Annotated in this window: 22 protein-coding genes and 1 tRNA gene; 14 read left to right on the top strand and 9 right to left on the bottom strand. The window is 45.2% G+C overall.

Annotation, left to right across the window (positions count from 1 at the left end; translation table 11 throughout):
* Positions 1-260 precede the first annotated feature (260 nt).
* Both FKN08_RS13880 and FKN08_RS13875 read right to left on the bottom strand, forming a co-directional pair.
* The gene (locus FKN08_RS13880; RefSeq protein WP_139060084.1) at positions 261-944 is read right to left on the bottom strand and encodes a general secretion pathway protein GspB; all 684 of its coding nucleotides are present in this window, start codon (positions 942-944) and stop codon (positions 261-263) included.
* Positions 944-2,560 carry an ExeA family protein gene (locus tag FKN08_RS13875; protein WP_170892349.1) on the bottom strand — a complete coding sequence of 539 codons (1,617 nt, stop codon included), beginning with the start codon at positions 2,558-2,560 and terminating at the stop codon, positions 944-946. The genes FKN08_RS13880 and FKN08_RS13875 overlap by 1 nt, the downstream gene beginning before the upstream one ends.
* A 138-nt stretch (positions 2,561-2,698) precedes the next feature.
* On the opposite strand from FKN08_RS13875, the gene FKN08_RS13870 reads away from it, so the two are divergent.
* The gene (locus FKN08_RS13870; RefSeq protein ID WP_170892348.1) at positions 2,699-3,919 is read left to right on the top strand and encodes a multifunctional CCA addition/repair protein; all 1,221 of its coding nucleotides are present in this window, start codon (positions 2,699-2,701) and stop codon (positions 3,917-3,919) included.
* 220 nt (positions 3,920-4,139) lie between these two features.
* Here the strand turns inward: FKN08_RS13870 and FKN08_RS13865 are convergent, their stop codons facing one another.
* Genes FKN08_RS13865 through folB form a run of 3 tightly spaced genes read right to left on the bottom strand, consistent with a single transcriptional unit; the run spans position 4,140 to position 5,797 of the window.
* Positions 4,140-4,943: an undecaprenyl-diphosphate phosphatase gene (locus FKN08_RS13865; RefSeq protein WP_006743204.1), complete on the bottom strand. Its 804-nt coding sequence runs from the start codon at positions 4,941-4,943 to the stop codon at positions 4,140-4,142.
* Between the two features lie 9 nt (positions 4,944-4,952).
* Positions 4,953-5,441 carry a 2-amino-4-hydroxy-6-hydroxymethyldihydropteridine diphosphokinase gene (gene folK / locus FKN08_RS13860; protein WP_170892347.1) on the bottom strand — a complete coding sequence of 163 codons (489 nt, stop codon included), beginning with the start codon at positions 5,439-5,441 and terminating at the stop codon, positions 4,953-4,955.
* Positions 5,438-5,797: a bifunctional dihydroneopterin aldolase/7,8-dihydroneopterin epimerase gene (gene folB / locus FKN08_RS13855; RefSeq protein WP_005395977.1), complete on the bottom strand. Its 360-nt coding sequence runs from the start codon at positions 5,795-5,797 to the stop codon at positions 5,438-5,440. Before folB ends, folK begins: the two co-directional genes overlap by 4 nt.
* A 250-nt stretch (positions 5,798-6,047) precedes the next feature.
* Between folB and plsY the strand changes: the two genes are divergently transcribed.
* Positions 6,048-6,659: a glycerol-3-phosphate 1-O-acyltransferase PlsY gene (gene plsY / locus FKN08_RS13850; RefSeq protein ID WP_005379857.1), complete on the top strand. Its 612-nt coding sequence runs from the start codon at positions 6,048-6,050 to the stop codon at positions 6,657-6,659.
* Positions 6,660-6,693: 34 nt separating this feature from the next.
* Here the strand turns inward: plsY and FKN08_RS13845 are convergent, their stop codons facing one another.
* Both FKN08_RS13845 and tsaD read right to left on the bottom strand, forming a co-directional pair.
* Positions 6,694-7,509 (bottom strand): alpha/beta fold hydrolase, encoded by an 816-nt coding sequence (locus FKN08_RS13845; RefSeq protein WP_170892346.1) that lies wholly within the window; start codon positions 7,507-7,509, stop codon positions 6,694-6,696.
* Between the two features lie 175 nt (positions 7,510-7,684).
* Positions 7,685-8,701, bottom strand: a complete 1,017-nt coding sequence (tsaD, locus tag FKN08_RS13840) for a tRNA (adenosine(37)-N6)-threonylcarbamoyltransferase complex transferase subunit TsaD (RefSeq protein WP_046874179.1) — start codon at positions 8,699-8,701, stop codon at positions 7,685-7,687.
* Between the two features lie 230 nt (positions 8,702-8,931).
* Between tsaD and rpsU the strand changes: the two genes are divergently transcribed.
* From rpsU to FKN08_RS13810, 6 genes are all read left to right on the top strand, one after another.
* Complete coding sequence (rpsU, locus tag FKN08_RS13835) at positions 8,932-9,147, top strand: 30S ribosomal protein S21 (RefSeq protein ID WP_001145625.1); 216 nt, start codon at positions 8,932-8,934, stop codon at positions 9,145-9,147.
* 27 nt (positions 9,148-9,174) lie between these two features.
* Positions 9,175-9,618: a GatB/YqeY domain-containing protein gene (locus tag FKN08_RS13830; protein ID WP_005395984.1), complete on the top strand. Its 444-nt coding sequence runs from the start codon at positions 9,175-9,177 to the stop codon at positions 9,616-9,618.
* 149 nt (positions 9,619-9,767) lie between these two features.
* Positions 9,768-11,534 carry a DNA primase gene (gene dnaG, locus FKN08_RS13825; protein ID WP_005379719.1) on the top strand — a complete coding sequence of 589 codons (1,767 nt, stop codon included), beginning with the start codon at positions 9,768-9,770 and terminating at the stop codon, positions 11,532-11,534.
* Between the two features lie 99 nt (positions 11,535-11,633).
* The gene (gene rpoD, locus FKN08_RS13820; RefSeq protein ID WP_170892345.1) at positions 11,634-13,496 is read left to right on the top strand and encodes an RNA polymerase sigma factor RpoD; all 1,863 of its coding nucleotides are present in this window, start codon (positions 11,634-11,636) and stop codon (positions 13,494-13,496) included.
* A gap of 154 nt (positions 13,497-13,650) precedes the next feature.
* Positions 13,651-13,726, top strand: a tRNA-Ile gene (locus FKN08_RS13815).
* A 283-nt stretch (positions 13,727-14,009) separates the two neighbouring features.
* Positions 14,010-14,813: a MetQ/NlpA family ABC transporter substrate-binding protein gene (locus FKN08_RS13810; RefSeq protein WP_170892344.1), complete on the top strand. Its 804-nt coding sequence runs from the start codon at positions 14,010-14,012 to the stop codon at positions 14,811-14,813.
* A gap of 92 nt (positions 14,814-14,905) precedes the next feature.
* Here the strand turns inward: FKN08_RS13810 and FKN08_RS13805 are convergent, their stop codons facing one another.
* The gene (locus FKN08_RS13805; protein ID WP_012841145.1) at positions 14,906-15,181 is read right to left on the bottom strand and encodes a hypothetical protein; all 276 of its coding nucleotides are present in this window, start codon (positions 15,179-15,181) and stop codon (positions 14,906-14,908) included.
* A gap of 229 nt (positions 15,182-15,410) precedes the next feature.
* On the opposite strand from FKN08_RS13805, the gene FKN08_RS13800 reads away from it, so the two are divergent.
* Positions 15,411-16,460, top strand: coding sequence for a DUF4382 domain-containing protein (locus FKN08_RS13800; RefSeq protein ID WP_170892343.1), 1,050 nt, complete (start codon positions 15,411-15,413; stop codon positions 16,458-16,460).
* Between the two features lie 53 nt (positions 16,461-16,513).
* Here FKN08_RS13800 and FKN08_RS13795 read toward each other — a convergent pair whose 3' ends face one another.
* Entirely contained in the window at positions 16,514-17,233 is a 720-nt protein-coding gene (locus FKN08_RS13795) for an SIMPL domain-containing protein (RefSeq protein ID WP_170892342.1), read from the bottom strand.
* 163 nt (positions 17,234-17,396) lie between these two features.
* Between FKN08_RS13795 and FKN08_RS13790 the strand changes: the two genes are divergently transcribed.
* The 5 genes from FKN08_RS13790 to FKN08_RS13770 all read left to right on the top strand — a co-directional run bounded on the left by FKN08_RS13790 (position 17,397) and on the right by FKN08_RS13770 (position 23,963).
* Positions 17,397-17,663 (top strand): hypothetical protein, encoded by a 267-nt coding sequence (locus tag FKN08_RS13790; RefSeq protein WP_041852999.1) that lies wholly within the window; start codon positions 17,397-17,399, stop codon positions 17,661-17,663.
* A 136-nt stretch (positions 17,664-17,799) separates the two neighbouring features.
* Positions 17,800-19,548: a GNAT family N-acyltransferase gene (locus FKN08_RS13785; protein ID WP_170892341.1), complete on the top strand. Its 1,749-nt coding sequence runs from the start codon at positions 17,800-17,802 to the stop codon at positions 19,546-19,548.
* A 613-nt stretch (positions 19,549-20,161) separates the two neighbouring features.
* Entirely contained in the window at positions 20,162-22,114 is a 1,953-nt protein-coding gene (locus FKN08_RS13780) for a PTS mannitol transporter subunit IICBA (RefSeq protein ID WP_170892340.1), read from the top strand.
* 112 nt (positions 22,115-22,226) lie between these two features.
* A complete protein-coding gene (locus FKN08_RS13775; RefSeq protein ID WP_170892339.1) occupies positions 22,227-23,375 on the top strand; it encodes a mannitol-1-phosphate 5-dehydrogenase in 1,149 nt (382 codons plus the stop codon).
* A gap of 57 nt (positions 23,376-23,432) precedes the next feature.
* Positions 23,433-23,963: an MltR family transcriptional regulator gene (locus FKN08_RS13770; protein ID WP_012841150.1), complete on the top strand. Its 531-nt coding sequence runs from the start codon at positions 23,433-23,435 to the stop codon at positions 23,961-23,963.
* Positions 23,964-24,045: the final 82 nt, after the last annotated feature.

Here is a 24,045-nt window from a genome sequence, read left to right as displayed (position 1 = left end):
CTGTTATTTCACGGGGTCTAACGTGGACCAGGTCGTGATGACGAAGTTCGTCAATATGGTGCTTTTTTACACAACGCTGACTGGAGTCATTCTACTAATACATGGCTGATATTGATGTAATTTAAACGACTGAGAAAAGCTATATTTAGCTTGTGTGAGTCCCTAAAAATCATCACTCAAATAGATGAAAAAGACCTTATGAGAAACAAAAAAGCCAGCGACATGACCTCGCTGGCTTGATGATTTACTATAAAAAACGGCTACCCTTTCCACTCATACAACGCTGGGATACGAATTTGCTCACCTTGGAACTCGACAATCACCGCTTGCGGTTGTATTTCTCTTAATGTGACCTGCCCATCAACAACGTCTCCTTGATGATATTCAACATTGTTAATTTTCACCCAGCGGCGATTTTCATCACTGGCGTACATGTGGGTTTGCAAATTGAGCGCAGGCAGACGACCTTGCCACTGGTGAGCGTTGCGCTCTAAATCGTTCACGCGCATCGTTTGTGGTAAAGGCGTATCATCTCGGGATAACGCATTTTCGACCTTTCGCGCCAAATCAGGAGATAATGAGGACAAGTCAAGATCATCCAGAGACAAACCTAGGTCCTCTTCAACTACTGAAGTGCCTTGAGTTGATATAGATGTTTCTATCTCATCTTTGTTTGCTGTATTACTCACGTATTCATCAGATGTTGCAAACGTACCAAAATCACGAGACAGCTCTGCACTTGGCCACTCTCTTGGCAATTGCGCCAACTGAGTAGTTTCAGGATAGTCCAATGCTTTGAACGGTTGTTCCGCTTCCATCTTAGCCTTAGGGGCGGAAGTACTAGCTTCAGCATGAGGCGTAAGGAGATCTAAATACCAAGCAACTCCGATTGCAGCAACGGTGATCGGCAACAAGAACAAACCAATATGTTTCATGGCTGACATTATGCGTCCTCCTTCTCGATTCTCGCCAGTTGAGGCGCATCTGGCTGCACGTTTTGTTGAAGACGATCTAGCGTCCGCTTACCTGCAATGCCGTCGACCCCAATACCTTGCCAACGTTGGAATAACTCAACTCGCTCTTTCATCGCACCATCAAAAATAGACGTTTCAAGCAGTGGCTCACTTACCGCTTCTGCTAATAGTCGGTCTAATACTTCGATCGCAGGACCTTCCATGTCTAAACGTAATGTCTCTTTCAACGGCGCTTGCCACAGTTCAATGATATTGCCTTGCCACATCGGCTTTAGCCACGAAATAGGCAGACGCAGACGCTGCTTGCCATTGAGCACTTCGACTTTGTCATTGCCGACGGCGTACAAAATGACATACCCAACATCACCTTGATAATTCAACTCCAAAATCACAGGGCGATTTTGTTGCATCAGCAGCGGCCAGGTCGCCATTTTACGCTCACAACGCATGGTCGATTGGGGTTCTGATAAACAAAGATTGTCGCGAACCGATGCTTGATATCCCCACAAACGATACAAATCATTCACGGCGAGATTCGACTGTTTTTGTGCTAACAATAAGTCACGCTGATCATCGGTCAATTGTTGGTTGACGACTATTGGCGTTGGCTCCTCTCTTGGTGCACTCACTTGCGCTAACACTGACGTTGCTTGAGCTGGCATATAATTCACGACCTCCCACCCCGTACCTAATGCAGCAATAAGACCCACCGTGACTGAGCCCCAAGCAGGCCAACGGAAAGTACGGCGCTCTTTTTTATCTTGCTGATAAATATCTGCCTGAAACTGCATCACCTCTTCACAGGCCTGCTGAACAGTTTGCTTATCCACCACCACATTACCTTGGTGATAACTGATGTTGAGAGATTTATCACAGATAAGATTAATCAAGCGCGGGATGCCGTGACTGTATTTGGCAATGAGTTTACAAGAAGCACGATTAAACAGTTGCTGGTCACCACCTGCCGTATGTAATCGAAACGCGATGTAATCTTCTGTCTCTTTTTCATCCAACGGCAACAAGTGATAACGCCCAGTAATCCGCTGAGCAAGCTGGCGTAGTTGCGTCGTTTGTAATAACCGCTGTAATTCAGGCTGTCCGACCAACAACACTTTGAGCAGTTTTCTGGTATCGGTTTCCAAGTTGGTCAACAAACGTAACTGCTCTAAAACGTCGGCAGCAAGGTGTTGAGCCTCATCAATGACCAGCAATGTCTGCCAGCCTGAGCGATAATTACGCAGCAAGTATTTGTGAATCACTTGGTTTAGCTGTTTGAGGTTTGCATCTGGCGGATAAGTAATTTTGAATTCATCGCAAATAGCTTCGAGCAAGTCTCGACTCGAAAACGTGGGATTTAGGATCAGACCCGCTTTGGTATTATCACCTAAATTCGCCAGCATCGCTTTTGCGACGGTCGTTTTGCCTGTACCCACTTCGCCAGTAAGCATAGCAAAACCACCGCCATCGCCTAGCCCGGCTTGGAGATGTGTGATTGCCTCTTTGTGACGTTGGCTTAAATACAAATAACGCGAGTTTGGAACAATCGAAAATGGTTGTTCTACAAACCCAAAAAAGTCCTTATACATTAGGCTCTCCAGCTAAAAAACCACCAGGGAATAGTCAGATATAATATAAACATAGCTGCATCTACTCTCGGGAGTAAAGAAAAGTACCATTGCTTGCTACAATGTCCAACGGCATATCAATAAATTAAGAGGTAATTCGTGCAAGTTTATTTAGTAGGTGGCGCAGTTCGAGATAAATTGCTCGGAATTGATAGTTATGACAACGACTGGGTGGTCGTAGGTGCGACTCCCGAGATGATGCTGTCCCAAGGGTACACCGCCGTTGGTAAAGACTTTCCTGTATTTTTGCACCCAAAAAGTAAAGAAGAACATGCACTTGCGCGAACAGAAAGAAAATCAGGCTCTGGTTACACTGGCTTTGAGTGTTTCTTCGATCAAAACGTCACCTTGGAAGAAGATTTAACTCGTCGTGATTTAACCATTAACGCGATGGCAATGGAGAGTGATGGTACGATACATGACCCATATGGTGGCCAGCAAGATCTCAACGATAAACTGCTACGCCATGTATCAGACGCCTTTATTGAAGACCCTCTACGCGTTTTACGTGTCGCTCGCTTCGCAGCAAAGCTTGCTGATCTAAACTTTACGGTTGCCGACGAAACCATGCGGTTAATGCGCCACATGGCAGAGTCTGGGGAGCTGAGCACACTGACTCCCGAACGTGTTTGGCAAGAATGGCATAAATCCCTTTCCACCCCTCGCCCTGATATTTTCTTATCGGTTCTAAGAGATTGTGGTGCATTGGCCGTTGTTTTACCTGAAATTGATGCACTATTTGGCGTGCCTCAACCAGCAAAATGGCATCCAGAAATCGATACGGGCATCCATACTTTGATGGTGGCAGAGCAAGCCGCAAGATTGAGTGACTCACTCCCCGTCAGATTTGCCGCTCAAGTGCATGACTTGGGTAAAGGGGTGACGCCAGAGAGCGAATGGCCAAGCCACAGAATGCATTGTCATACAGGATTAAAACTGATTAAAAAGCTGTGCGAGCGTGTCCGTGTACCGAATGAGTTTCGTGATTTAGCCTTGATGGTGTGCGAACAGCACTCCAATATCCATCGTGCGGCCGAGTTAAAGCCGCAAACCATCATAAAAATACTCAACAAATTCGATGTTTGGCGCAAAGCTGAGCGCTTAGAAGATATTTTAATATGTTGTCAGGCTGACCATGCAGGTCGAAAAGGGTTAGAAGAGAAGCCTTATCCTCAAGCTGAGATTTTTACCCACGCTTATCAATCCGCAGCCGCCGTAGATGTTCAGAGCATCATTAAGGATGGATTTAAAGGCCCGGCAATACGTGATGAACAAGAAAAGAGACGGATTGAAGCGGTAAGAGTCGCTTTGAATAAGTGATCTGAGCTCAAGATTAATTAACCGAGTTGTATTCATGCCAGGTCATTCCAGCGAGACTAGGAATCTAATATCAGCACGCAGGGAAGTTTTAGGAAATGGCCAACGCCATAAGAAACTCGGAGAGAAGATTCTGAATCTCGCTCCTTCGTCGCTGTTCAGAATGACGTTGTTGTTTAGGTATGCAGCTTGCGGTTAAGCAAGCTGCCAATCCGTCGCGTTATCAGGCGCTAAGCAAGAACGCAAACAAGCCGAAACCTAGAATCAGACGGTAAATCACAAACGGTGTCATGCCCATACGTGAAATCATCTTTAAGAAGAAGTGGATACAGATGTAAGCACTGATAAACGATGTGATGATACCAGTCAGCAAGAAACCAATATGGACAGGTTCACCGCTGGTCACTAGCTTCATACCTAAGTAGCTACCAGCCAATGTTATGATAGGGATCGACATTAAAAATGAAAAGCGCGCAGCCGCTTCTCGAGTAAAGCCAAGGTAAAGTGCAGCTGTAATGGTCGCCCCTGAACGCGACGTTCCAGGAATCATCGCTAAGGCTTGGGCAATACCGATAAACACGGCTTTCTTCCAACCCGTTTGGTATTCATCCGCAACCAACTTAGCGTTTTTGTCTACCCACCAAAGCAACAAACCAAATACGATCGTTGTGGTCGCGATGACATAAGCGCTACGTAGATACACTTCAATGATGTCTTTCATCAACAAGCCAAACACACAAGCTGGAATCGTGGCGATCACGATCATCCAAGCAAGTTTTGCTTCTTTACTCCTATCTCCTTTAAAGATCGAAGCAAATAATGCCTGGAACAGAGTGATCACTTCATGGCGAAAATAGATCACTACCGCCATTAATGTACCGACGTGAACAGCAACATCAAAAGCTAGACCTTGGTCTTCCCATCCCAAAATGGCGGAGGGCAGGATCAAATGGGCAGAGCTCGAAATAGGCAAAAACTCTGTCAGACCCTGAATCAGAGCCAGAATAAAGGCTTCAAAATAACTCATGTAAACAACTCAAATTAAAAATGAAAAAGAAACAGGTTTGAGTGAATCGACTGGCTGCATTGCATGCCAAATATCTGCGACTGTGCGTCCATCGCCTGGGATCACTAATTGAGGTTCGAGATCATACAGAGGCTTTATGACAAAAGGATATTTGTAGATATCACTGCGAGGTAGCTCAGGTTTTTTCTTGGAGACACATTCACCGAACAACACTATATCGAGATCCAGTGTTCGATCCTGATACTTTTGCGCATTTTCTTCGCGTCCCCACTTAAATTCAATCTCACGTAGCTGATGACTCAACTCTTCTAATGACAACTCGGTACGCATTGCAACGACAAAGTTGTAGAAGTTTTGGCTGCTAAAGCCAATAGGTTCACATTCATATACCGGCGATACGAGGAGACTTTCTCCAAGCTGTAGCAGCTCCTGATACGCAGCGAGCGCATGTTGCTCTCTTTCTACATTCGTACCAACACCGATATAGGTGGTGATCATGCTTGACCTCGCTCAATCACAACACCAACAGCGCGTGCTTGTGGCACTGCACCAGGCTTTGCTAAACGGATTTTCACCCAAGGCACAGAGAAACGCTGCATGATAAGCTCTGCCACTTCTTCGGCTACACGTTCAACCAACAGAAAACGACCATTTTCAATATGGCTCAGTACCGCCTCACTCACTTGCGAGTAATCCAACGCATCTTGCACATCATCACTTTTACCCGCAGGCTTGTTGTCGTGCGCCATTTCGATATCCAGAACCAACTTTTGTTTAATTTGTTGTTCCCAGTCGTACACGCCAATCGTGGTGATTACTTCTAATTGTTCAATAAAAACTTTATCCAGAGCCATCTTATGTCCTTCTATTACAGAGGTCGGATACCCGTGAGGGGTAATTTGATCGTAGTATTCTATACCTAAGTAACATTTACTTGGGTCATCACAATGTTACTTAGGTATAAACTGCGAAAGCATCTTTATATACAAGAAATCACATAATGCAAGCTCTATCACAGTGAGGATTTCTGCATTATGTGAATTCGAGGTATGATAGCAACTACGCGGGAACCGAGCATTAAATTCCAATCCATCAAGGACTTCTATGGACGCACTGGCACTGATAATGACAATGGCCGCCTATTTACTGGGTTCGGTTTCCAGTGCGGTTTTGATCTGTCGACTCTTAAAACTGCCAGATCCACGCAGTGTAGGCTCCAACAACCCTGGAGCAACGAACGTATTGCGTATTGGCGGACGAGGAGCCGCTGTTTCAGTCTTGTTGTGCGATATGCTCAAAGGCACCATCCCCGTGTGGGGCGGATACTTTCTTGGTATCGACCCTATCATTCTTGGCGTCATCGCCATTGCTGCCTGTCTTGGCCACATGTACCCCATCTTTTTCCACTTTAAAGGCGGAAAAGGTGTCGCAACCGCGCTTGGCGCTATCGCTCCGATTGGTTTGGACTTAACAGGATTAGTGATGTTAACTTGGCTGTCAGTAGCCGCGCTATTCCGCTATTCATCCTTAGCGGCTCTCGTCACGGTTTTGGTCACTCCGTTTTATACTTGGATGTTTAAACCGCAATACACGTTACCTGTTGCTATGCTGTGTTGCTTAATCGTATTTAAGCATCATCAAAATATTCGGCGGCTTTTGTCTGGCGACGAGCCAAAAATCGGCGAGAAGAAACTGACACAAAAAAACTCGGCTTAATGCCGAGTTTTTCGTTTAAAGAGGAATGCATTGGTTATGCATGAACTCGATTCAGGAAGTTCAACAACATTTGGTTGACGAACTCCGGCTGTTCTAAACAACTGATGTGTCCCGCTTGCGGAATTTCTACCAACTCACTGCCCGTGATACAGTCTTTCATTAAATACGATTCGAAAACCGGGCGAGGCTTATCTTCACAGCCCACCGCAATTAACGTCGGCAGAGCGAATTTTTCCGAATCTTCAATCACATCACGGCGACCAAACACCATGCGGCCAATGCGAGCCACTTCAACCGCACGCTCACCACTCAGGCTTTCTAAACTGCGTTTGAATGAAGCGACAAGTTCAGGGTTATCCTGATCAACGTTGTTGGCAAAGAACAGCGGCACAACGGCTTCAATAATTGGCGCAGGTACTGTTTGAACTTGGCTGATAGTATCAAGCATTGCAAAATACTTCTTATATGTAACTTCTGGCTCCCAGCCAATGAAGGTATCCATCAATACCAGTGATTTCACACGTTGCGGTGCTTGAGCCGTTAGTTCCGCTCCCCACATGCCGCCAACAGATAAGCCCACTATCGAGAACTCTTCAATATCCAAATGATCCATCAACGCCAACATATGTTGTGCATAATCAACTAATGACTCTGTCGATGCAGGGGCCGCTTCTGACTCACCATGTGCCCACAAATCTGGCACAATACAACGATATGACTGGCTTAAAACTTCAATTTGTGGCGCCCACATTTGGCTATCCCACAAATAACTGTGACCAAACAGTAATACTGGACCATCACCTTTATCAAGGTAAGCAAGTTGCTGACCTTCAATTTCAAACTTATTCATTGTTATATCCATTTCTTATTCTTCCGCACCATCCTATCACTGAAACGATACCGAACGGCTCGCATCAGTCAGAGTGTAAACGAAGCTTTTCATTGCATAGCTAAAAATAAAGGCCTCTGATGAGCAGAGACCTTTATCGTAGTGAATCTATTTCAAACCTACCGCATAAGTTTGATTAAGCGACAGGTGTCAGTTGGTCAATCGGCCAACGTGGGCGAGCCTCTACCGACATATCGGCCACTTCGCCATTCTTCAAACGCTGCATACCAGCGTAAGCGATCATCGCACCATTATCCGTACAGAACTCAGTTCGTGGGTAGTAAACCTCGCCGCCAACTTTCTTCGCTAACTTCTCTAACTCTGCACGTAAACGACGGTTAGCACTCACACCACCAGCAATAACAATACGTTTCATGCCTGTTTGCTCAAGCGCGCGTTTACATTTAATCGCCAATGTTGCACACACGGCTTCTTCAAATGCCAGAGCGATGTCTGCGCGAGTTTGCTCGTCATCGCCATTCGCAGCAATCGTATTTGCTGTAAAGGTTTTCAGGCCAGAGAAACTCATATCCAAGCCAGGGCGATCAGTCATTGGGCGCGGGAACTTAAAACGGCCCGGTGTACCTTTTTCCGCCAGTTTAGATAATAGTGGGCCGCCTGGGTAATCCAAACCCATTAGCTTCGCTGTTTTATCAAACGCTTCGCCCGCCGCATCATCAATCGACTCACCCAGAATTTTGTACTCACCGATGCCTCTCACTTCGACCATCATCGAGTGACCACCCGACACCAACACTGCCACAAACGGGAATGGCGGTGGGTTATCTTCCAGCATTGGAGCTAACAGGTGACCTTCCATATGATGAACAGGTACCGCAGGCACTCCCCAAGCATAAGCAATACTGCGACCAATAGTAGCGCCCACTAATAGCGCACCAACGAGACCCGGCCCCGCGGTGTACGCGACACCATCAATGTCTTTCGAAGTTAAATTCGCTTCTTTTAGTGCCTCTTTAATAAGAGGAATGGTTTTCTTTACATGGTCACGTGAAGCCAACTCAGGCACCACACCACCGTAATCTGCGTGCAGTTTTACTTGGCTGTAAAGCTTGTGTGACAGCAGACCTTTTTCATCATCATAAATCGCGATGCCAGTCTCGTCACAAGAGGTTTCAATACCGATAATGCGCATGGTTTTCTCAGTATGCTTTCTGTATAGAGGAAATTTGGGCGTCATATTACCTCGCCTTGGTGCTGCAAACAAATTTTGTACAGACAATAATCGACAAAAGGCTTTACAAAGTAGTTGTGATCGGATTAAAATTCCGCACCATTTTTGATCAAGCTGGTAAGAGACCAAACAATTGTGATTTGGTCTGTTGAATGCCAGCGTTAACGAATAACCCCTGAGGTGAAAGGCATATGCCAGTAGTTAAAGTACGTGAAAACGAACCGTTCGACGTTGCTCTACGTCGTTTCAAGCGCTCTTGCGAAAAAGCAGGTATCCTTTCTGAAGTGCGTCGTCGTGAGCACTACGAAAAACCAACTACAGTTCGCAAACGCGCTAAAGCAGCAGCTCAAAAGCGTCACGCTAAGAAGCTAGCTCGCGAAAACGCTCGTCGCGTTCGCCTGTACTAATAACTGAGCTCCAAAAGGAATTTAGTTATGGCTCTGATTGATCAACTCAAAGAAGAGCAAAAATTAGCGATGAAAGCCAAGGACAAATTACGCCTTGGTACTATTCGTTTAGCCCTATCAGCAATCAAGCAACGTGAAGTTGACGAGCAGATCACTCTGAACGATGACGACATTCTTGCAGTATTGACCAAAATGGTTAAACAACGTCGCGACTCTGTAGCGCAGTATGAAGCAGCGGGTCGTCAAGATCTTGCTGATGCGGAACAAGCAGAAATTACCGTTCTTGAGGACTTTATGCCTCAACCACTGACAGACGAAGAAGTAGCGGCTCTTATCGAGAACGCGATTGCTGAATCTGGCGCAGCTGGCATGCAAGACATGGGCAAAGTAATGGGCGTTCTGAAACCGCAAATTCAAGGGCGCGCAGATATGGGTAAAGTAAGCGGTTTAGTTCGCGCTAAACTGGCTTAAGATACCCCACCCAATTGCAGCAAGCCGTGCTATCCTTTGGAACGCACGGCTTGTTTGTATCTGGATGAATGGAATGAAATAAGTGAGCAACACGCTTATTCTTTTAAAGCATTCACTCCACTCATCATCTTCTTTTTTTGTTAGGTTTTATGGCTGGACACATCCCTCGCAGTTTTATCGATGACCTTCTAGCTCGACTTGATATTGTCGACATCATCGACGCACGTGTGAAACTTAAGAAAAAAGGCAAAAACTACGGCGCATGCTGCCCGTTCCACAACGAAAAGACGCCGTCATTCAGCGTCAGTCAAGAAAAACAGTTCTACCATTGTTTTGGTTGTGGTGCGCACGGAAATGCCATCGACTTTTTGATGGAATTCGACCGGCTAGAATTCGTCGAAGCCATTGAAGAACTCGCTTCATACTTGGGCTTAGATGTTCCTCGCGAACAACGTAGCGGCGGTAATGGTTCGTTCCAGTCAGGCCCACAAGCAAGCAGCAGTGAAAAACGTAATCTATACGACTTAATGGGCAGCATTGCTCAATTTTATCGTAACCAACTCAAGCAGCCAGCAAGTAAAGTGGCGATTGAGTATCTAAAAGATCGCGGCCTGTCTGGTGAAATCGTCCAGAAGTTTGGCATCGGCTATGTGGCTGATGAATGGGATTTAGTTCGTAAGAACTTTGGCCAGAATAAAGAAAACCAAGACATGCTCGTCACAGGCGGCATGTTGATTGAAAACGATAAAGGCAACCGCTACGACCGATTCCGTGGTCGAGTGATGTTTCCTATTCGAGACAGACGCGGCCGAGTAATAGGCTTTGGTGGTCGAGTATTAGGTGATGGGACACCGAAATATCTCAACTCACCCGAAACCCCGATATTTCATAAAGGTAAAGAATTGTATGGCCTTTATGAAGTACTACAAGCGTACCGTGAGCCACCACAAATTTTAGTGGTTGAAGGCTATATGGATGTTGTCGCGCTTGCTCAATATGGCGTAGATTATTCCGTTGCCTCATTGGGTACCTCTACAACGGGCGATCACTTGCAAGTATTATTCAGGCAAACAAGCACTGTCGTATGTTGTTACGACGGTGACCGCGCAGGTCGTGAAGCCGCGTGGCGTGCCATGGAAAATGCATTGCCTTACCTAACTGATGGTCGCCAGTTAAAATTCATGTTTTTGCCGGATGGAGAAGATCCCGACTCTTATATCCGACAAAACGGAAAACAAGCATTTGAACAACAAGTGTCTAATGCGATGCCCTTGTCTGAATTCATGTTCAGCTCATTGACTCAGCAAGTCGATATGAGCACGAAAGAAGGCATGGCAAAACTGAGTACCCTTGCTGTTCCTCTCATCGACAAAGTCCCTGGCGGCACTTTAAGACTATACTTGAGAGAACTGCTTGGCCGCCGTTTGGGTTTGGTTGATGAACGCCAACTACAGCAGCTAATTTCAAAACAAGGTAAAGAGGATAAAAGGCCTCAACCTCATAAAGAAATCAAGCGAACGCCGATGCGAGAAGTGATCGCGTTACTGATTCAAAACCCACAATACGTAAGTATGGTGCCAGATCTAACTAGCGTTAGAGATTTACCCATTCCTGGTCTAAGTTTATTTGTTGATGTACTTGATAAATGCCAAGCGCATCCCCATATCAACACAGGCCAATTATTAGAGCATTGGCGAAACAGCCAAAATGAGACCCTTCTGTCTCGTCTCGCGAGTTGGGACATTCCACTCGATGAGGACAACCAAGAAGAAATATTTTTAGACTCACTGGATAAAATTATTGCCCAGTGCGTAGAAAAACAAATTGAAAACCTGCAGGCCAAAGCAAGAAGTGTCGGTTTATCAGCCGAAGAGAAAAGGGAGCTGCTAGCACTTATGCTAGATTTAAAAGCGTAACCCTGTTTAATTAGTCAGCAACGATTTAATTTGTTATAGTAAGTGGTTTGCATTTCGCATACTGATTCCTTCACCAGATTACGAAGTTGGATACCGTCTATGGATCACAATCCGCAGTCACAGCTAAAGTCACTTGTTATTAAAGGCAAGGAACAAGGCTATCTGACCTACGCCGAAGTAAATGACCACCTACCTGCTGAAATCGTAGATTCAGAACAGGTAGAAGACATCATTCAGATGATCAACGACATGGGCATTAAGGTAGTAGAAACTGCTCCTGATGCTGATGATTTAGCACTGAACGATGACACAAATATTACCGATGAAGATGCAGCCGAAGCTGCAGCCGCTGCACTGTCTAGCGTAGAGAGTGAGATTGGTCGTACAACAGACCCAGTACGTATGTACATGCGTGAGATGGGTACTGTCGAACTTCTAACTCGCGAAGGCGAAATCGACATCGCAAAACGTATTGAAGAAGGTATTAACCAAGTTCAATCGTCTGTTGCTGAATACCCAGGTACGATTCCGTACATTCTTGAGCAATTTGACAAAGTTCAAGCTGAAGAACTGCGTCTTACTGACCTTATTTCAGGTTTTGTAGACCCAGATGCTGACGACACCTCGGCACCAACGGCAACACACATCGGTTCTGAACTGACTGAATCTCAGTTAGAAGAAGAAGACGATGAAGACGTTGATGACGACGAAGATAGCGATGACGATTCAGATGATTCTGAAGAAGATGTAGGTATCGATCCAGAGTTAGCGCTAGAGAAATTCAACCAACTACGCAGCACCTATCAAAATCTTCAATTAGCAATCAACGAGTACGGCTATAACAGCCCGAAAGCGACCGTTGCTAATGAAATGATGCTAGACGTATTCCGCGAATTTCGTCTAACGCCTAAACAGTTTGATCACCTAGTGAATGAACTGCGTACCGCTATGGATCGCGTTCGTACTCAAGAACGCCTGATCATGAAGTCTGTGGTTGAATACGGCAAAATGCCGAAGAAATCATTCATCGCGCTGTTCACTGGTAATGAATCAAGTGAAGCTTGGTTGGATGAAGTTCTTGCTTCAGACAAGCCATACGCTGAAAAGATCAAACGTAACGAAGAAGAAATCCGTCGTTCAATCGCTAAGCTAAAAATGATTGAAGAAGAGACTTCTCTAAACGTACAGAACATTAAAGATATCAGCCGTCGAATGTCTATCGGTGAAGCAAAAGCTCGCCGTGCGAAGAAAGAGATGGTTGAAGCGAACTTGCGTCTTGTAATTTCTATCGCGAAGAAATACACCAACCGTGGCCTACAGTTCTTGGATCTTATCCAGGAAGGTAACATCGGTCTGATGAAAGCGGTAGATAAGTTCGAATACCGTCGTGGTTATAAGTTCTCGACTTACGCAACGTGGTGGATCCGTCAGGCAATCACTCGTTCAATCGCAGACCAAGCTCGTACGATTCGTATTCCGGTACACATGATCGAAACGATCAACAAGCTAAACCGTATCTCTCGTCAAATGCTGCAAGAAATGGGTCGTGAGCCACTACCGGAAGAACTGGCTGAGCGCATGCAGATGCCAGAAGACAAGATTCGCAAAGTTCTGAAAATCGCTAAAGAGCCTATCTCAATGGAGACACCAATCGGTGACGACGAAGATTCGCATCTAGGTGATTTTATCGAAGATACAACGCTAGAACTGCCGCTAGATTCTGCAACTGCAACTAGCCTTAAAGTGGCGACAAAAGACGTGCTTGCAGGTCTAACGCCACGTGAAGCGAAAGTACTTCGTATGCGCTTTGGTATCGACATGAACACTGACCATACTCTAGAAGAAGTTGGTAAGCAGTTCGACGTTACTCGTGAACGTATCCGTCAGATCGAAGCAAAAGCACTACGTAAACTTCGTCACCCAAGCCGCTCAGAGACTCTGCGCAGCTTCCTAGACGAATAAACGCAGCGCATATAAGCTTTAGAAATCAAAAAAGGTGACTTTAGGTCACCTTTTTTATTATCTACTGTGCTAAGTGGATAAAAACTAAGCGCAATTGCCCTAGTTGGTATCTAGACACCTTGCAACGCTTCCCCTATAATCGTTGTCCTATTAAGGCCCCTTAGCTCAGTGGTTAGAGCAGTCGACTCATAATCGATTGGTCCGCAGTTCAAGTCTGCGAGGGGCCACCAAATTTCGAAAGGCGTAGCAGGTTAGTACCTGCTACGCTTTTTTTGTGTCTGCTGACTTTGGGTACAGTTGTGGGTGTAGTAATTCGTTGCTCATATCCTCAACAACTTCAAACTTATCATCTTCCTCGATTCTACCCTCTCTTTCTTTTCGCTTATTACCAATCTTTCTATATAGTCGTAGAAACAAAATATCTGCTCGCTATTTAAACCATTGACCCTTTTTCGACTTCTGATAGGATGGACATGTAAACGTATGGACGTCTAAAACAAAAATGGAGTTACAATGAAAAGTATTCGTCACCTAAAGAAACTAGCTTTGGTTCTCACGGCAGTAGTTGGCTTAAGTGCTTGTGGAGAAAAAGATGACTCTGTCATTAAAGTGGGAGCAACCGTAGGGCCTCATGCTCAAGTAGTTGAAGCAGTAGCGAAGGAAGCAGCGAAGCAAGGCTTGAATGTAGAAGTCATCGAGTTTTCTGATTACGTGACACCCAATGCCGCGCTTAGCGATGGTAGCATCGACATTAACAGCTATCAGCACCAACCATTTTTAGACAACTTCAACAATAGTCATGACGCCCAATTAGTGTCGATTGGTCAATCCATTCTGATGCGCATGGGACTTTATTCTAACAAGTATCGCTCATTGCAAGAGCTTCCAAACAATGCACGCATAGCAATTCCAAACGATCCAACTAATGGTGGTCGCGGTCTATTGCTACTCGCCAATGCAGGTTTAATTGAGCTTAAACAAGGTGTTGGCCACAAAGCCGCCCTAACTGATATTACAAAAAATGCAAAGTCGTTTGAATTTGTCGAGGTAGATGCCGCCCAGTTACCACGAACATTGGATGATGTAGACGCGGCTGCGATCACAATGAACTACGTAATGTCTTCTGGTTTAGACCCGAAGAAACAAAGTATCTATCTTGAAGCAAAAGACGCACCACTGGCCGTCATGGTCATCGCTACTCGTGACGCAGACAAAAATAATGAAGCGTATAAAAAATTCGTTTCTATTTACCAATCTCAAGCAATTCGTGATTATCTCGATCGTAGTTTCAAAGGCACAATAGAAGCAGCTTTTTAATCAATAAAGCAACGAATACTTTGCTCACTAATCAGATAGAAAAGAGGCTGATGTTTCTCATAGCCTCTTCTTTCACTCCTCACTCAATCGGCTTATTGTCGACTTTCAGCCTCTAATTTCATTGCTAAATAAGCTTGGTCCGCAGAAACCAATTCAGGGCGGTTAATCAACTTCCAAAGGAAGTATGGTGGGATTAAAAATACGACAAAGTAGAGAGATTCATGGAAGAATACATCGGCTATCGCTTGCTGATGCTCCCAGAGTGCCGTCAGTGCAAAGAGCTCTAACATCACACCTAAAACGCCAAAGACGACAGAGACAACAATCGCTAAACCCAGTAGTTCTCTAATAAAGTGCTTGTATGCCATGATACTAATTCCTTCTAGCAGTAAGTCATACTAACTTACGCTCATAAGAAACAAGCCAGCTTGACTATTATCAAACTCCCCTCATCACAGTTAAGAACTTAGTTTTATAAAAAAGGACTTGTATATAACGCCATTGAAGATTGACCTCTCTATCACAATACAATGACATCACTTCTCGACTTTGAGACTAGCCTTTTACATTTATCAGCAGTGTAAACAAGAGATCATAATGAAAAAATATACCTACCCTTTACTTGCCATCTCAGGCGGTCTTTTATTGACGGGCTGTGGTAGCGACGACTCTTCATCCGATACAGAAGCAGCCACTTTTTCTCTCAGCGTTTCCGATGCGCCTGTCGACGATGCCAACAAAGTCGTCTTAGCGTTTAAAGATGTTGTCCTTGTACCATTTGACCCAGAAACTGGCGAACAAACTGGAGAACATATTCTGTTAGATGTTAGTGACAATGGAGCACTACACCAAGTTGATCTAATGGAATATCAGGGAAGTAACGCTAAAACGATCATTAGCGAGCAAGACATCGCTCCTGGTGATTATGCTATGTGTGTGTACGCTAAAGACGGCAAACAATTAAACGATACAACGCTGTCATACGTAGAGAAGACAGACGGCAACATCAAAGGCTTAGTTGTGCCTAGCCGAGGCAGCTGTTTTGGTTTTAAACCAGATACGAGCGATCAAGGTCGCTTGAAGTTTTCGCAAAAAGGTCAGTATGTAAAAGTTCATACTGGTCATAATAGCTATGTTGTCGAGTTTGATTTGCGTAAAGGCCTGGCAGATCCAACAGGCAAAGATTACATGAACATGAACTCTAATGCGGTAAGCTTAGTAAACGCATCAGAATCAGGTCATATCGGTGGTGAAGTCAGCGAAATTCAGTATCAAGCGTGTGAAGCAGACAGTGCAGCATCAAATGCAATAAATGACGTTCCTGCCGTTCACTCAGTCTATCTTTACGCAGGTTCGATGGATCGCTCAACCATGGGCGATATGGGCGCGATGGAGCCACTCCAAGCGCCAGTTGCAGTAGCTAACGTGAATGAATCGCAAGACGAAGAAGGTAATACAACCTACAGCTACGAGTTTGGTTACATTGGCCCAGGCACCTACAGTATTGGGTACACCTGTAGCGCGTATGTTGATACACCAGATAACCATGAAACATCAGAAGATGGCTTCCTGATTTATCAACATTACACACCTGTTGATGTGGTCGAAGGTGAGCATACAGAGCAAAATATTAATCCTATCCTATAGCTCTCGTCTTATCGAAAGCCGCTCATCGTGTGAGCGGCTTTTTGACTATTATTTTAATCCGATAAGTAATACTGAACGGTTGAGACCACTCGTACTTTCTTAATGTAAGGCGTGTTGCTATCTCGGTCATAAATCGAGAACTGCCCTTGCGTGGCACGTTTGATCTTACCCAGTGAACTCTGTGAGTCTTTCGCAAACTTTTGCGCCACTTCGCGGGCGTTTTTCGTCGCCTCTTCGATCATATCTGGCTTTACATCATTTAGCTTAGTAAAGCTGTACTCAATGCGGTTCGCGTACGGGTCCTGATTCAGCAGTACGCCTTGTTTTCCTAGCTCACCAATCTCGTTAATTGCCGCTCGAACCACATCGACACTTTGACTATAAACCGTAACGGTCCGCGAGGCTAAATAACGAAACTCGATATCTTGCTCACTCCCGTATTGCTGTGCTTTTCTGTCAATGACAGCAGGAGAAGAAAGGGAGACGCTCGTTTCAGGGAGCCCTTTGGCAGTTAAGAAATCCAGAATCAAACGCGTTTGCTGATCGATGTCATCAAACATAGCCCCCATATCATTACTCGCTAAGGTGAACTGAATTGGCCAGATCACTGTATCGGCAGAGTACTCTCGTTCAGACAATCCCTTCACCGTTACCACTCGCTCATAGGCTTTGTATTTGACTGCTGTTTGCTGAATAAAAAAGCCCAATACTCCTAAACCAATTATCAGACACAGCCCGAGCCATATTGACGCTTTATTGGAAATCTTCTCCATTCATCCTCCTAATTTCGCCAAAAGTAACAATTCGTCGTATCGATAACATAGCTCAACTACGGCCAGAAAATGGCGACCTAAAGCCAAGTTTTTGTCATATCGTTCGAAATGGTAAATAGAATAAATTACAATTAAACAGTGTTTTATTGTGATTTTTAAGATTATGTTGAAAATAAAATGGCTGGTAGTTCTGAGCGGATTATTTGTCTCAACGGCTTGTTTGAGTACTGACGACTTAGTAATGGATGACAACTCAACACAAGAACCCCAAGCGGGTATGTGCGATGAAGATCAATGCGAAGGGAAACGCTTTGATGGTCGCATTCTGCTAGACAATGAGCCGACCAAACAGGTTTTGAGCTCACTAGAAAGTCTCGGTGAAACGCTCAACTCTCTGAGTATCCTGATGTTTGCTGGCGACAAAACGTAACGCTAATACGTCCCTATCCCCTCGCCTTTGGTCAACAAAGCTTCACCAGTTTGTCACCAAAGGCTCATGGATTTGCCTCTGAACTGTCATCTGTAATTTCTACTATCCGATCAGCCACTTGTACGCTGAGGTAAATATGGATAGTTCACCCCCTTTTCGTCTCCCTCGTAAAACGCCGTTCGGCATTGGTGAAAACGTTGCAGAATGGGCAACGGGTTTAAGTCAGCTCGATAAATTCTACGCCCAACGCCCCGTGAATGCGGATACCAAAACTTTCTTGCGATTTACGCTGGATATTTTGGGGATCGACTATCGCATTGCCCATGGTTCGCTCGACGCAGTGCCAAAGCAAGGCGCAACCGTCATTGTGGCGAATCACCCTCTCGGTTGTGTTGAAGGCGTGATTCTCGCCGAGCTACTATTGATGATACGAGACGATATCCAAATTTTAGCGAATCAGTACCTAAAAACCGTACCAGAGCTCGACCAACTTTTTATTGGTGTCGACGTATTCGAAGGCAAAGACGCCGTCAAATCGAATATGAAGGCCCTCAGAGCAGCCAACAAACACCTTGCGAATGGCGGCTTGTTATTGGTTTTCCCTGCGGGTGAAGTGTCGCAGTTGGTGGATGCCAAACAAGAGCGTTTAGAAGACAAAGAATGGAGCCGCAGTGTCAGTGCGTTAATTCGTAAGAACAAAGCCGCCACTGTTCCCGTCTTCATTCGCGGGCAGAACTCAAAACGCTTCTACATGGCAGGTAAAATCCACCCTCTTTTACGCACCTTGATGTTAGGAAGAGAGCTGCTCAACAAGAGCGCAAAAACCATTGAGTTGTCCTTTGGGCAAGCAATCAAGTTTAAAGAACTCAATAACCTCAATGATGATCAGATCGTCAATTATCTGAGGCTTAACACCTACCTGCTTAACCGCGATGTAAGTGCCACTCAGCAAACGGTCTCAGACAATGCTCTCTTACCTATTGCGGCAGGGTTACCCATAGGCCAATTGCTTGAAGAGCTGCACAGCTTACCGTCAGAAACCCAATTGCTTCAAAGTGGCGAGTTCGACGTATATTGCGCCAGTGCGCAGCAGATCCCATCTCTCCTGCATGAAATTGGCCGCTTGCGAGAACATAATTTCCGTGAAGTTGGCGAAGGGACCGGACAAGCGATAGACATCGATCATTTCGATCATGATTACCTGCACCTATTTGTGTGGGATCGTGAGAACCAATGCATGGTAGGTGCTTACCGTCTTGGATTAGTTGATCAATTATTGGCGAAATATGGCGTAGAGGGATTGTATTCGCGCACCTTGTTCAACTATGACCAAGGCTTTCTCGATCAAATGGGCAAGTCGATTGAAATGGGTCGTTCTGTGATTGCCGAGCAATATCAAAAAAGCATGAGTGCCCTACTCTTACTCTGGAAAGGCATAGCTACTTTTGTCCATCAACATCCCGAATACACGCACTTGTTTGGCCCAGTGAGCATCAGCAACGATTACAGCCATACCGCGCGTCAGTTGCTGGCACAATCGATGACCCTACACCACTACGACAACGACTGCGCCGAATACGTCACTCCGTCAAATCCACTGCCAGAAACCAACTTAAACTGGAATACCAGCATGCTAACCGCATTAGAAGATTTACAGTTGCTATCTCGCGTGATCGCTCGAATTGACGAAGGTAAAGGCGTTCCGGTATTACTACGCCAATATTTGAGTTTGAATGGTAAGTTGGTGTGTTTTAACGTCGATCCGGCGTTTAACAACGCACAGGATGGATTGATTATGGTGGATTTACGCGATGTGCCTGAGAAAACGCTTGCACGTTATATGGGCAGTGAAAACGCGCGTGAGTATTTAGCTATGAACAATTAAGCGTCGTCTAAAAACGTAGGAGGTATCGCGCTGCTCAAAATCGCTCTAAACAACACAACGCGAGCAGCGTGATGCGTTATTTACCCATAAGACATTAAAAACAAAGTGTTTAGTTAAACTCATCGCAAAAAGGCCAGTCATCTCAAGCTTTAATCCACAAAACGCCAACATCGCACAAACGTTCACGTTATAAACTTTCACAAAACCTCAAAATGGTCATAGATCACATTTTCAATCAAACCTGACTTCAAACAAAATGTGACATTGATCATTTCGAGTATTTAATTTGAATTGAAAAAGAAATTAAAGGTGATCTTAATCACAATGAATTTTTATTTTATATTTGTCAGAAGATCGAATTGATCACTAATATTTTTATTGACAGATTTGAAAGTCATTTTTTGTTATTAAGTTACATATCAATTAATTGATCATCATCACTTAAAAAATGCTTTTCATCCGAAGAAATGCGGGGGTTGATCACGAAAAACCCGTCGTCAGTTCCAATTGGAAAATGTGTGGTAAATTGATTGGGTACTAAGCAATCAAACAAGCGGTTTTGGCGAACCGTTTACGACAACATATTCATCAGAACATCGAACGGGGAATTGTTATGATATCACCAGATGCCAAGATCAAGATACAAAATTTTGGTCGTTTTCTGTCAAACATGGTAATGCCTAACATCGGCGCGTTTATCGCGTGGGGCTTTATCACTGCTCTATTTATCCCAACCGGATGGCTACCAAATGAGACGTTAGCTTCCATGGTTGGTCCTATGATCACTTACTTGCTGCCACTACTGATCGGTTACACCGGTGGTAAATTAGTGGGCGGCGATCGCGGCGCGGTCGTTGGTGCAATCACAACTATGGGCGTGATTGTCGGTACCGACATCCCAATGTTTATGGGTGCAATGATGGTCGGCCCAATGGGCGGCTGGGCTATCAAAAAATTCGATAACTACATCGACGGTAAAGTAAAAAGCGGTTTCGAGATGTTGGTGAACAACTTCTCTGCGGGCATCATTGGTATGCTGTGCGCCATTTTGGCTTTCTTCCTTATCGGTCCATTTGTCAAAGTGCTTTCAGGCGCATTGGCAGCAGGCGTAAACTTCCTTGTTTCAGCGCACCTTCTGCCACTGACTTCTATTTTTGTTGAGCCAGCGAAGATCCTGTTCCTAAATAACGCGATCAACCACGGCATCTTCTCTCCACTGGGTATTCAGCAAGCGTCTGAAACTGGTCAATCGATCTTCTTCTTGATCGAAGCGAACCCAGGTCCTGGTCTAGGTATTCTGCTGGCTTACATGGTGTTTGGTAAAGGTACGGCTCGTCAAACTGCAGGTGGTGCATCAATCATCCACTTCTTCGGCGGTATCCACGAGATTTACTTCCCATACATCCTAATGAACCCTCGCCTAATCCTTGCGGCTATCGCAGGCGGTATGACTGGCGTATTCGTTCTAACTATGTTTAACGCAGGTATCGTTTCTCCAGCATCACCAGGTTCAATCTTTGCAATCTTGTTGATGACTCAGAAAGGTTCAATCGTTGGTGTACTAGCGTCTATCGCAGCGGCAACAGGCGTGTCATTCGCCGTAGCAGCACTGCTAATGAAGACACAAACGTCAACAGAAGAAGACGGTGATGAAGCAGCACTAGAGAAAGCAACATCACAAATGAAAGACATGAAATCTGCATCTAAAAACGATGCGGTGGTAAACAGCCAAAGCAAAGGTGACGTAGACCTAGCGACAGTACAAAGCATCATTGTCGCGTGTGATGCGGGCATGGGCTCGAGTGCAATGGGCGCGAGCATGCTACGTAAAAAGGTTAAAGACGCAGGTCTGAACATCCACGTAACCAACCTTGCTATTAACAGCTTACCAGAGAGTGCAGATATCGTGATTACTCATAAAGACTTAACGGATCGTGCACGTAAGCATGCTCCAAACGCACACCACATTTCATTGACTAACTTCCTAGACAGTGAAATGTACAACCAGCTAGTCACCAAATTACTGGCGGCACAAAACCAATCCGCAGCCAATGACGACCAAATGGTGAAAGTGTCAGTCATGGCGGCGAACGACGACAGCTTTGAGCCACAGCAGCCATCGGTATTCCAAATCCAGCGTGAGAACATTCACCTAGGTTTGAAAGCAGCCAACAAAGAAGAAGCCATTCGCTTTGCAGGCAACAAATTGGTTGAACTTGGCTACGCAGAACCAGAATACGTAGACGCGATGTTTGAGCGTGAAGCGTTGGTTCCAACTTACCTTGGCGAGTCTATCGCGGTTCCTCATGGCACCGTAGAAGCGAAAGACCGCGTGAAGAAAACTGGCATTGTAATTTGCCAATACCCATCGGGTATCCAATTTACTGAAGATGACGACGATGTCGCGAAACTGGTTATCGGCATTGCCGCTAAGAACGATGAGCACATCCAGGTGATCACCACCATTACGAACGCGCTCGATGAGCCGGAAGCAATTGAGAAGCTAACCAGCACCAACGATGTAGAAGAGATTCTGAACATCCTTGGCGGTCAACAAGCGGCTTAATTACTCCTTTAATTTGCTCCTGAGGCAAATGAGGTCAGCTGTCACCCCCTATGTGGTTGGCCTCACCCTAGTTTCGTAAGTCAACATTTTCAGATATTGGTAGGTAAGAATTATGAAAAACGCAGTTCATTTTGGTGCAGGTAACATCGGTCGTGGTTTCATCGGTAAACTCTTAGCAGACGCAGAAGTCGAGGTCACTTTCGCTGACGTTGATGCGCCGTTGGTAGACCAGCTCAGCCACAAACAAGAATACAAAGTGAAAGTCGTGGGCACCGAGTGCCAAATCGACACTGTTACCCACGTCACAGCAGTAAACTCAGCCAGTGATGACGTGATTGATCGCATCGTCAAAACCGATTTGGTTACCACAGCGGTCGGTCCAAACGTATTAGATATCATCGCGAAAACCATCGCGAAAGGTATCGCCAAACGTTTTGAAGCTGGTAATGACGCGCCACTTAACATCATCGCCTGTGAAAATATGGTGCGTGGTACCACACACCTAAAAGGTGAGGTGTACAAACACTTGGATGAATCACTGCACACAAAGGCAGACGAGTTGGTTGGCTTTGTTGATTCAGCGGTAGACCGCATCGTGCCACCAGCAGAAGCCGCCAACGATGATCCACTAGAAGTCACGGTAGAAAGCTTTAGTGAATGGATTGTCGATGAGCAACAGTTTAAGGGCGATATCCCAAACATTGCTGGCATGGAAAAAACCAACAACCTAATGGCATTCGTAGAACGTAAGCTGTTCACCCTAAACACAGGTCACTGCATTACCGCTTATTTAGGTTGTTTGAAAGGGCACCGTACCATTCGTGAAGCAATTGAAGACCCAAGCATTCATGCTGAAGTAAAACAAGCAATGCACGAAAGCGGAGAAGTACTGATCAAGCGCTACGGTTTTGATCGCGACATGCACAATGCCTACATCGAAAAGATTTTAGGTCGCTTCGCCAACCCATATTTAGTGGATGAAGTGGATCGCGTTGGACGACAACCAATTCGTAAATTGGGTGCAAATGATAGATTAGTGAAGCCATTACTCGGTACAATCGAGTATGGCACTGAAAATCAAACACTTTTGAAAGGGATCGCGGCGGCGTTGAAATACACCAACGACACCGATCCGCAAGCGGTTGAGCTACAGACCTCATTAAAAGAGGTTGGCGTAACAAAAACGCTAGCGAAATACACCGGTCTGGCTGAAGACAGTGTTGAAGTGGCTCAAATAGAAGCGATTTACCACCAGCTTTAATCGAATCAAGGGGAGCTCTGCTCCCCATAAATATAATTTTAAACAGTTACTCAGTATATGGCAGATAACATCAACGAAACCGAGATCATTGAACGATTAAACAGCGCGCCATCGGTACGAGGCTTTTTTATTGCAGCAGTCGATGTGTTCAACGATTCCATCGACGGGCTAATACAAAGGATCTTTCGTAAAGATAACTTCGCCGTGCAATCGGTTGTTGGTCCCCTACTGCAAGACTCCGGACCGCTGGGCGATCTCTCTGTTCGTTTGAAACTCCTATTTGGCTTAGGCGTCCTCCCAGACGATATTTATCATGATATTGAAGACATCATTAAGCTTAAAAACCGACTCAATAGCGATGCATCCGACTACGAGTTCACTGATCCAAATATTCTAGAGCCAATCAAAAAGCTGCATCTGGTAAAGAAAATGGGCATGGTGCAATTAGAAGTCAACGAACCTGATGACGACATCGACCTTGAGTTTTATCAACTCCAACTTCAGCGCCAACAACAAATCATTAAGTCCGGCCTGTCACTCGCGATTGTCGAGATCTGTAACGAACTGGGCAAAGACAGCCCTTTTTAACCCAACCTCCGGCAAGGAACGCCTTCTCTACTAGCCTCTTTTCTTTGCGTATCCTTTCTGTATGACGTGCGTGAAAGCCATC

Origin of the sequence: Vibrio sp. 1-2 (7-a) (assembly GCF_013048515.1) — a bacterium.
In the GTDB taxonomy this organism is placed as follows: domain Bacteria; phylum Pseudomonadota; class Gammaproteobacteria; order Enterobacterales; family Vibrionaceae; genus Vibrio; species Vibrio diabolicus.
Note: the sequence above shows the minus strand (reverse complement) of the source record. Positions and strands in the feature narration are given on the sequence as shown.

Excerpts from the sequence above, each read along its gene's own strand:
- dnaG (WP_005379719.1), top strand. The coding sequence starts at position 9,768 with ATGGCTGGACACATCCCTCGCAGTTTTATCGATGACCTTCTAGCTCGA.
- folB (WP_005395977.1), bottom strand. The coding sequence starts at position 5,797 with ATGGCTCTGGATAAAGTTTTTATTGAACAATTAGAAGTAATCACCACG.
- FKN08_RS13810 (WP_170892344.1), top strand. The coding sequence starts at position 14,010 with ATGAAAAGTATTCGTCACCTAAAGAAACTAGCTTTGGTTCTCACGGCA.
- FKN08_RS13770 (WP_012841150.1), top strand. The coding sequence starts at position 23,433 with ATGGCAGATAACATCAACGAAACCGAGATCATTGAACGATTAAACAGC.
- folK (WP_170892347.1), bottom strand. The coding sequence starts at position 5,441 with ATGATCACCACCTATATCGGTGTTGGTACGAATGTAGAAAGAGAGCAA.
- FKN08_RS13785 (WP_170892341.1), top strand. The coding sequence starts at position 17,800 with ATGGATAGTTCACCCCCTTTTCGTCTCCCTCGTAAAACGCCGTTCGGC.
- FKN08_RS13880 (WP_139060084.1), bottom strand. The coding sequence starts at position 944 with ATGTCAGCCATGAAACATATTGGTTTGTTCTTGTTGCCGATCACCGTT.
- FKN08_RS13805 (WP_012841145.1), bottom strand. The coding sequence starts at position 15,181 with ATGGCATACAAGCACTTTATTAGAGAACTACTGGGTTTAGCGATTGTT.
- FKN08_RS13830 (WP_005395984.1), top strand. The coding sequence starts at position 9,175 with ATGGCTCTGATTGATCAACTCAAAGAAGAGCAAAAATTAGCGATGAAA.
- rpsU (WP_001145625.1), top strand. The coding sequence starts at position 8,932 with ATGCCAGTAGTTAAAGTACGTGAAAACGAACCGTTCGACGTTGCTCTA.
- FKN08_RS13775 (WP_170892339.1), top strand. The coding sequence starts at position 22,227 with ATGAAAAACGCAGTTCATTTTGGTGCAGGTAACATCGGTCGTGGTTTC.
- FKN08_RS13800 (WP_170892343.1), top strand. The coding sequence starts at position 15,411 with ATGAAAAAATATACCTACCCTTTACTTGCCATCTCAGGCGGTCTTTTA.
- FKN08_RS13790 (WP_041852999.1), top strand. The coding sequence starts at position 17,397 with ATGTTGAAAATAAAATGGCTGGTAGTTCTGAGCGGATTATTTGTCTCA.
- FKN08_RS13865 (WP_006743204.1), bottom strand. The coding sequence starts at position 4,943 with ATGAGTTATTTTGAAGCCTTTATTCTGGCTCTGATTCAGGGTCTGACA.
- FKN08_RS13780 (WP_170892340.1), top strand. The coding sequence starts at position 20,162 with ATGATATCACCAGATGCCAAGATCAAGATACAAAATTTTGGTCGTTTT.
- FKN08_RS13875 (WP_170892349.1), bottom strand. The coding sequence starts at position 2,560 with ATGTATAAGGACTTTTTTGGGTTTGTAGAACAACCATTTTCGATTGTT.
- FKN08_RS13795 (WP_170892342.1), bottom strand. The coding sequence starts at position 17,233 with ATGGAGAAGATTTCCAATAAAGCGTCAATATGGCTCGGGCTGTGTCTG.
- rpoD (WP_170892345.1), top strand. The coding sequence starts at position 11,634 with ATGGATCACAATCCGCAGTCACAGCTAAAGTCACTTGTTATTAAAGGC.
- tsaD (WP_046874179.1), bottom strand. The coding sequence starts at position 8,701 with ATGCGCATTATCGGTATTGAAACCTCTTGTGACGAGACTGGCATCGCG.
- plsY (WP_005379857.1), top strand. The coding sequence starts at position 6,048 with ATGGACGCACTGGCACTGATAATGACAATGGCCGCCTATTTACTGGGT.
- FKN08_RS13845 (WP_170892346.1), bottom strand. The coding sequence starts at position 7,509 with ATGAATAAGTTTGAAATTGAAGGTCAGCAACTTGCTTACCTTGATAAA.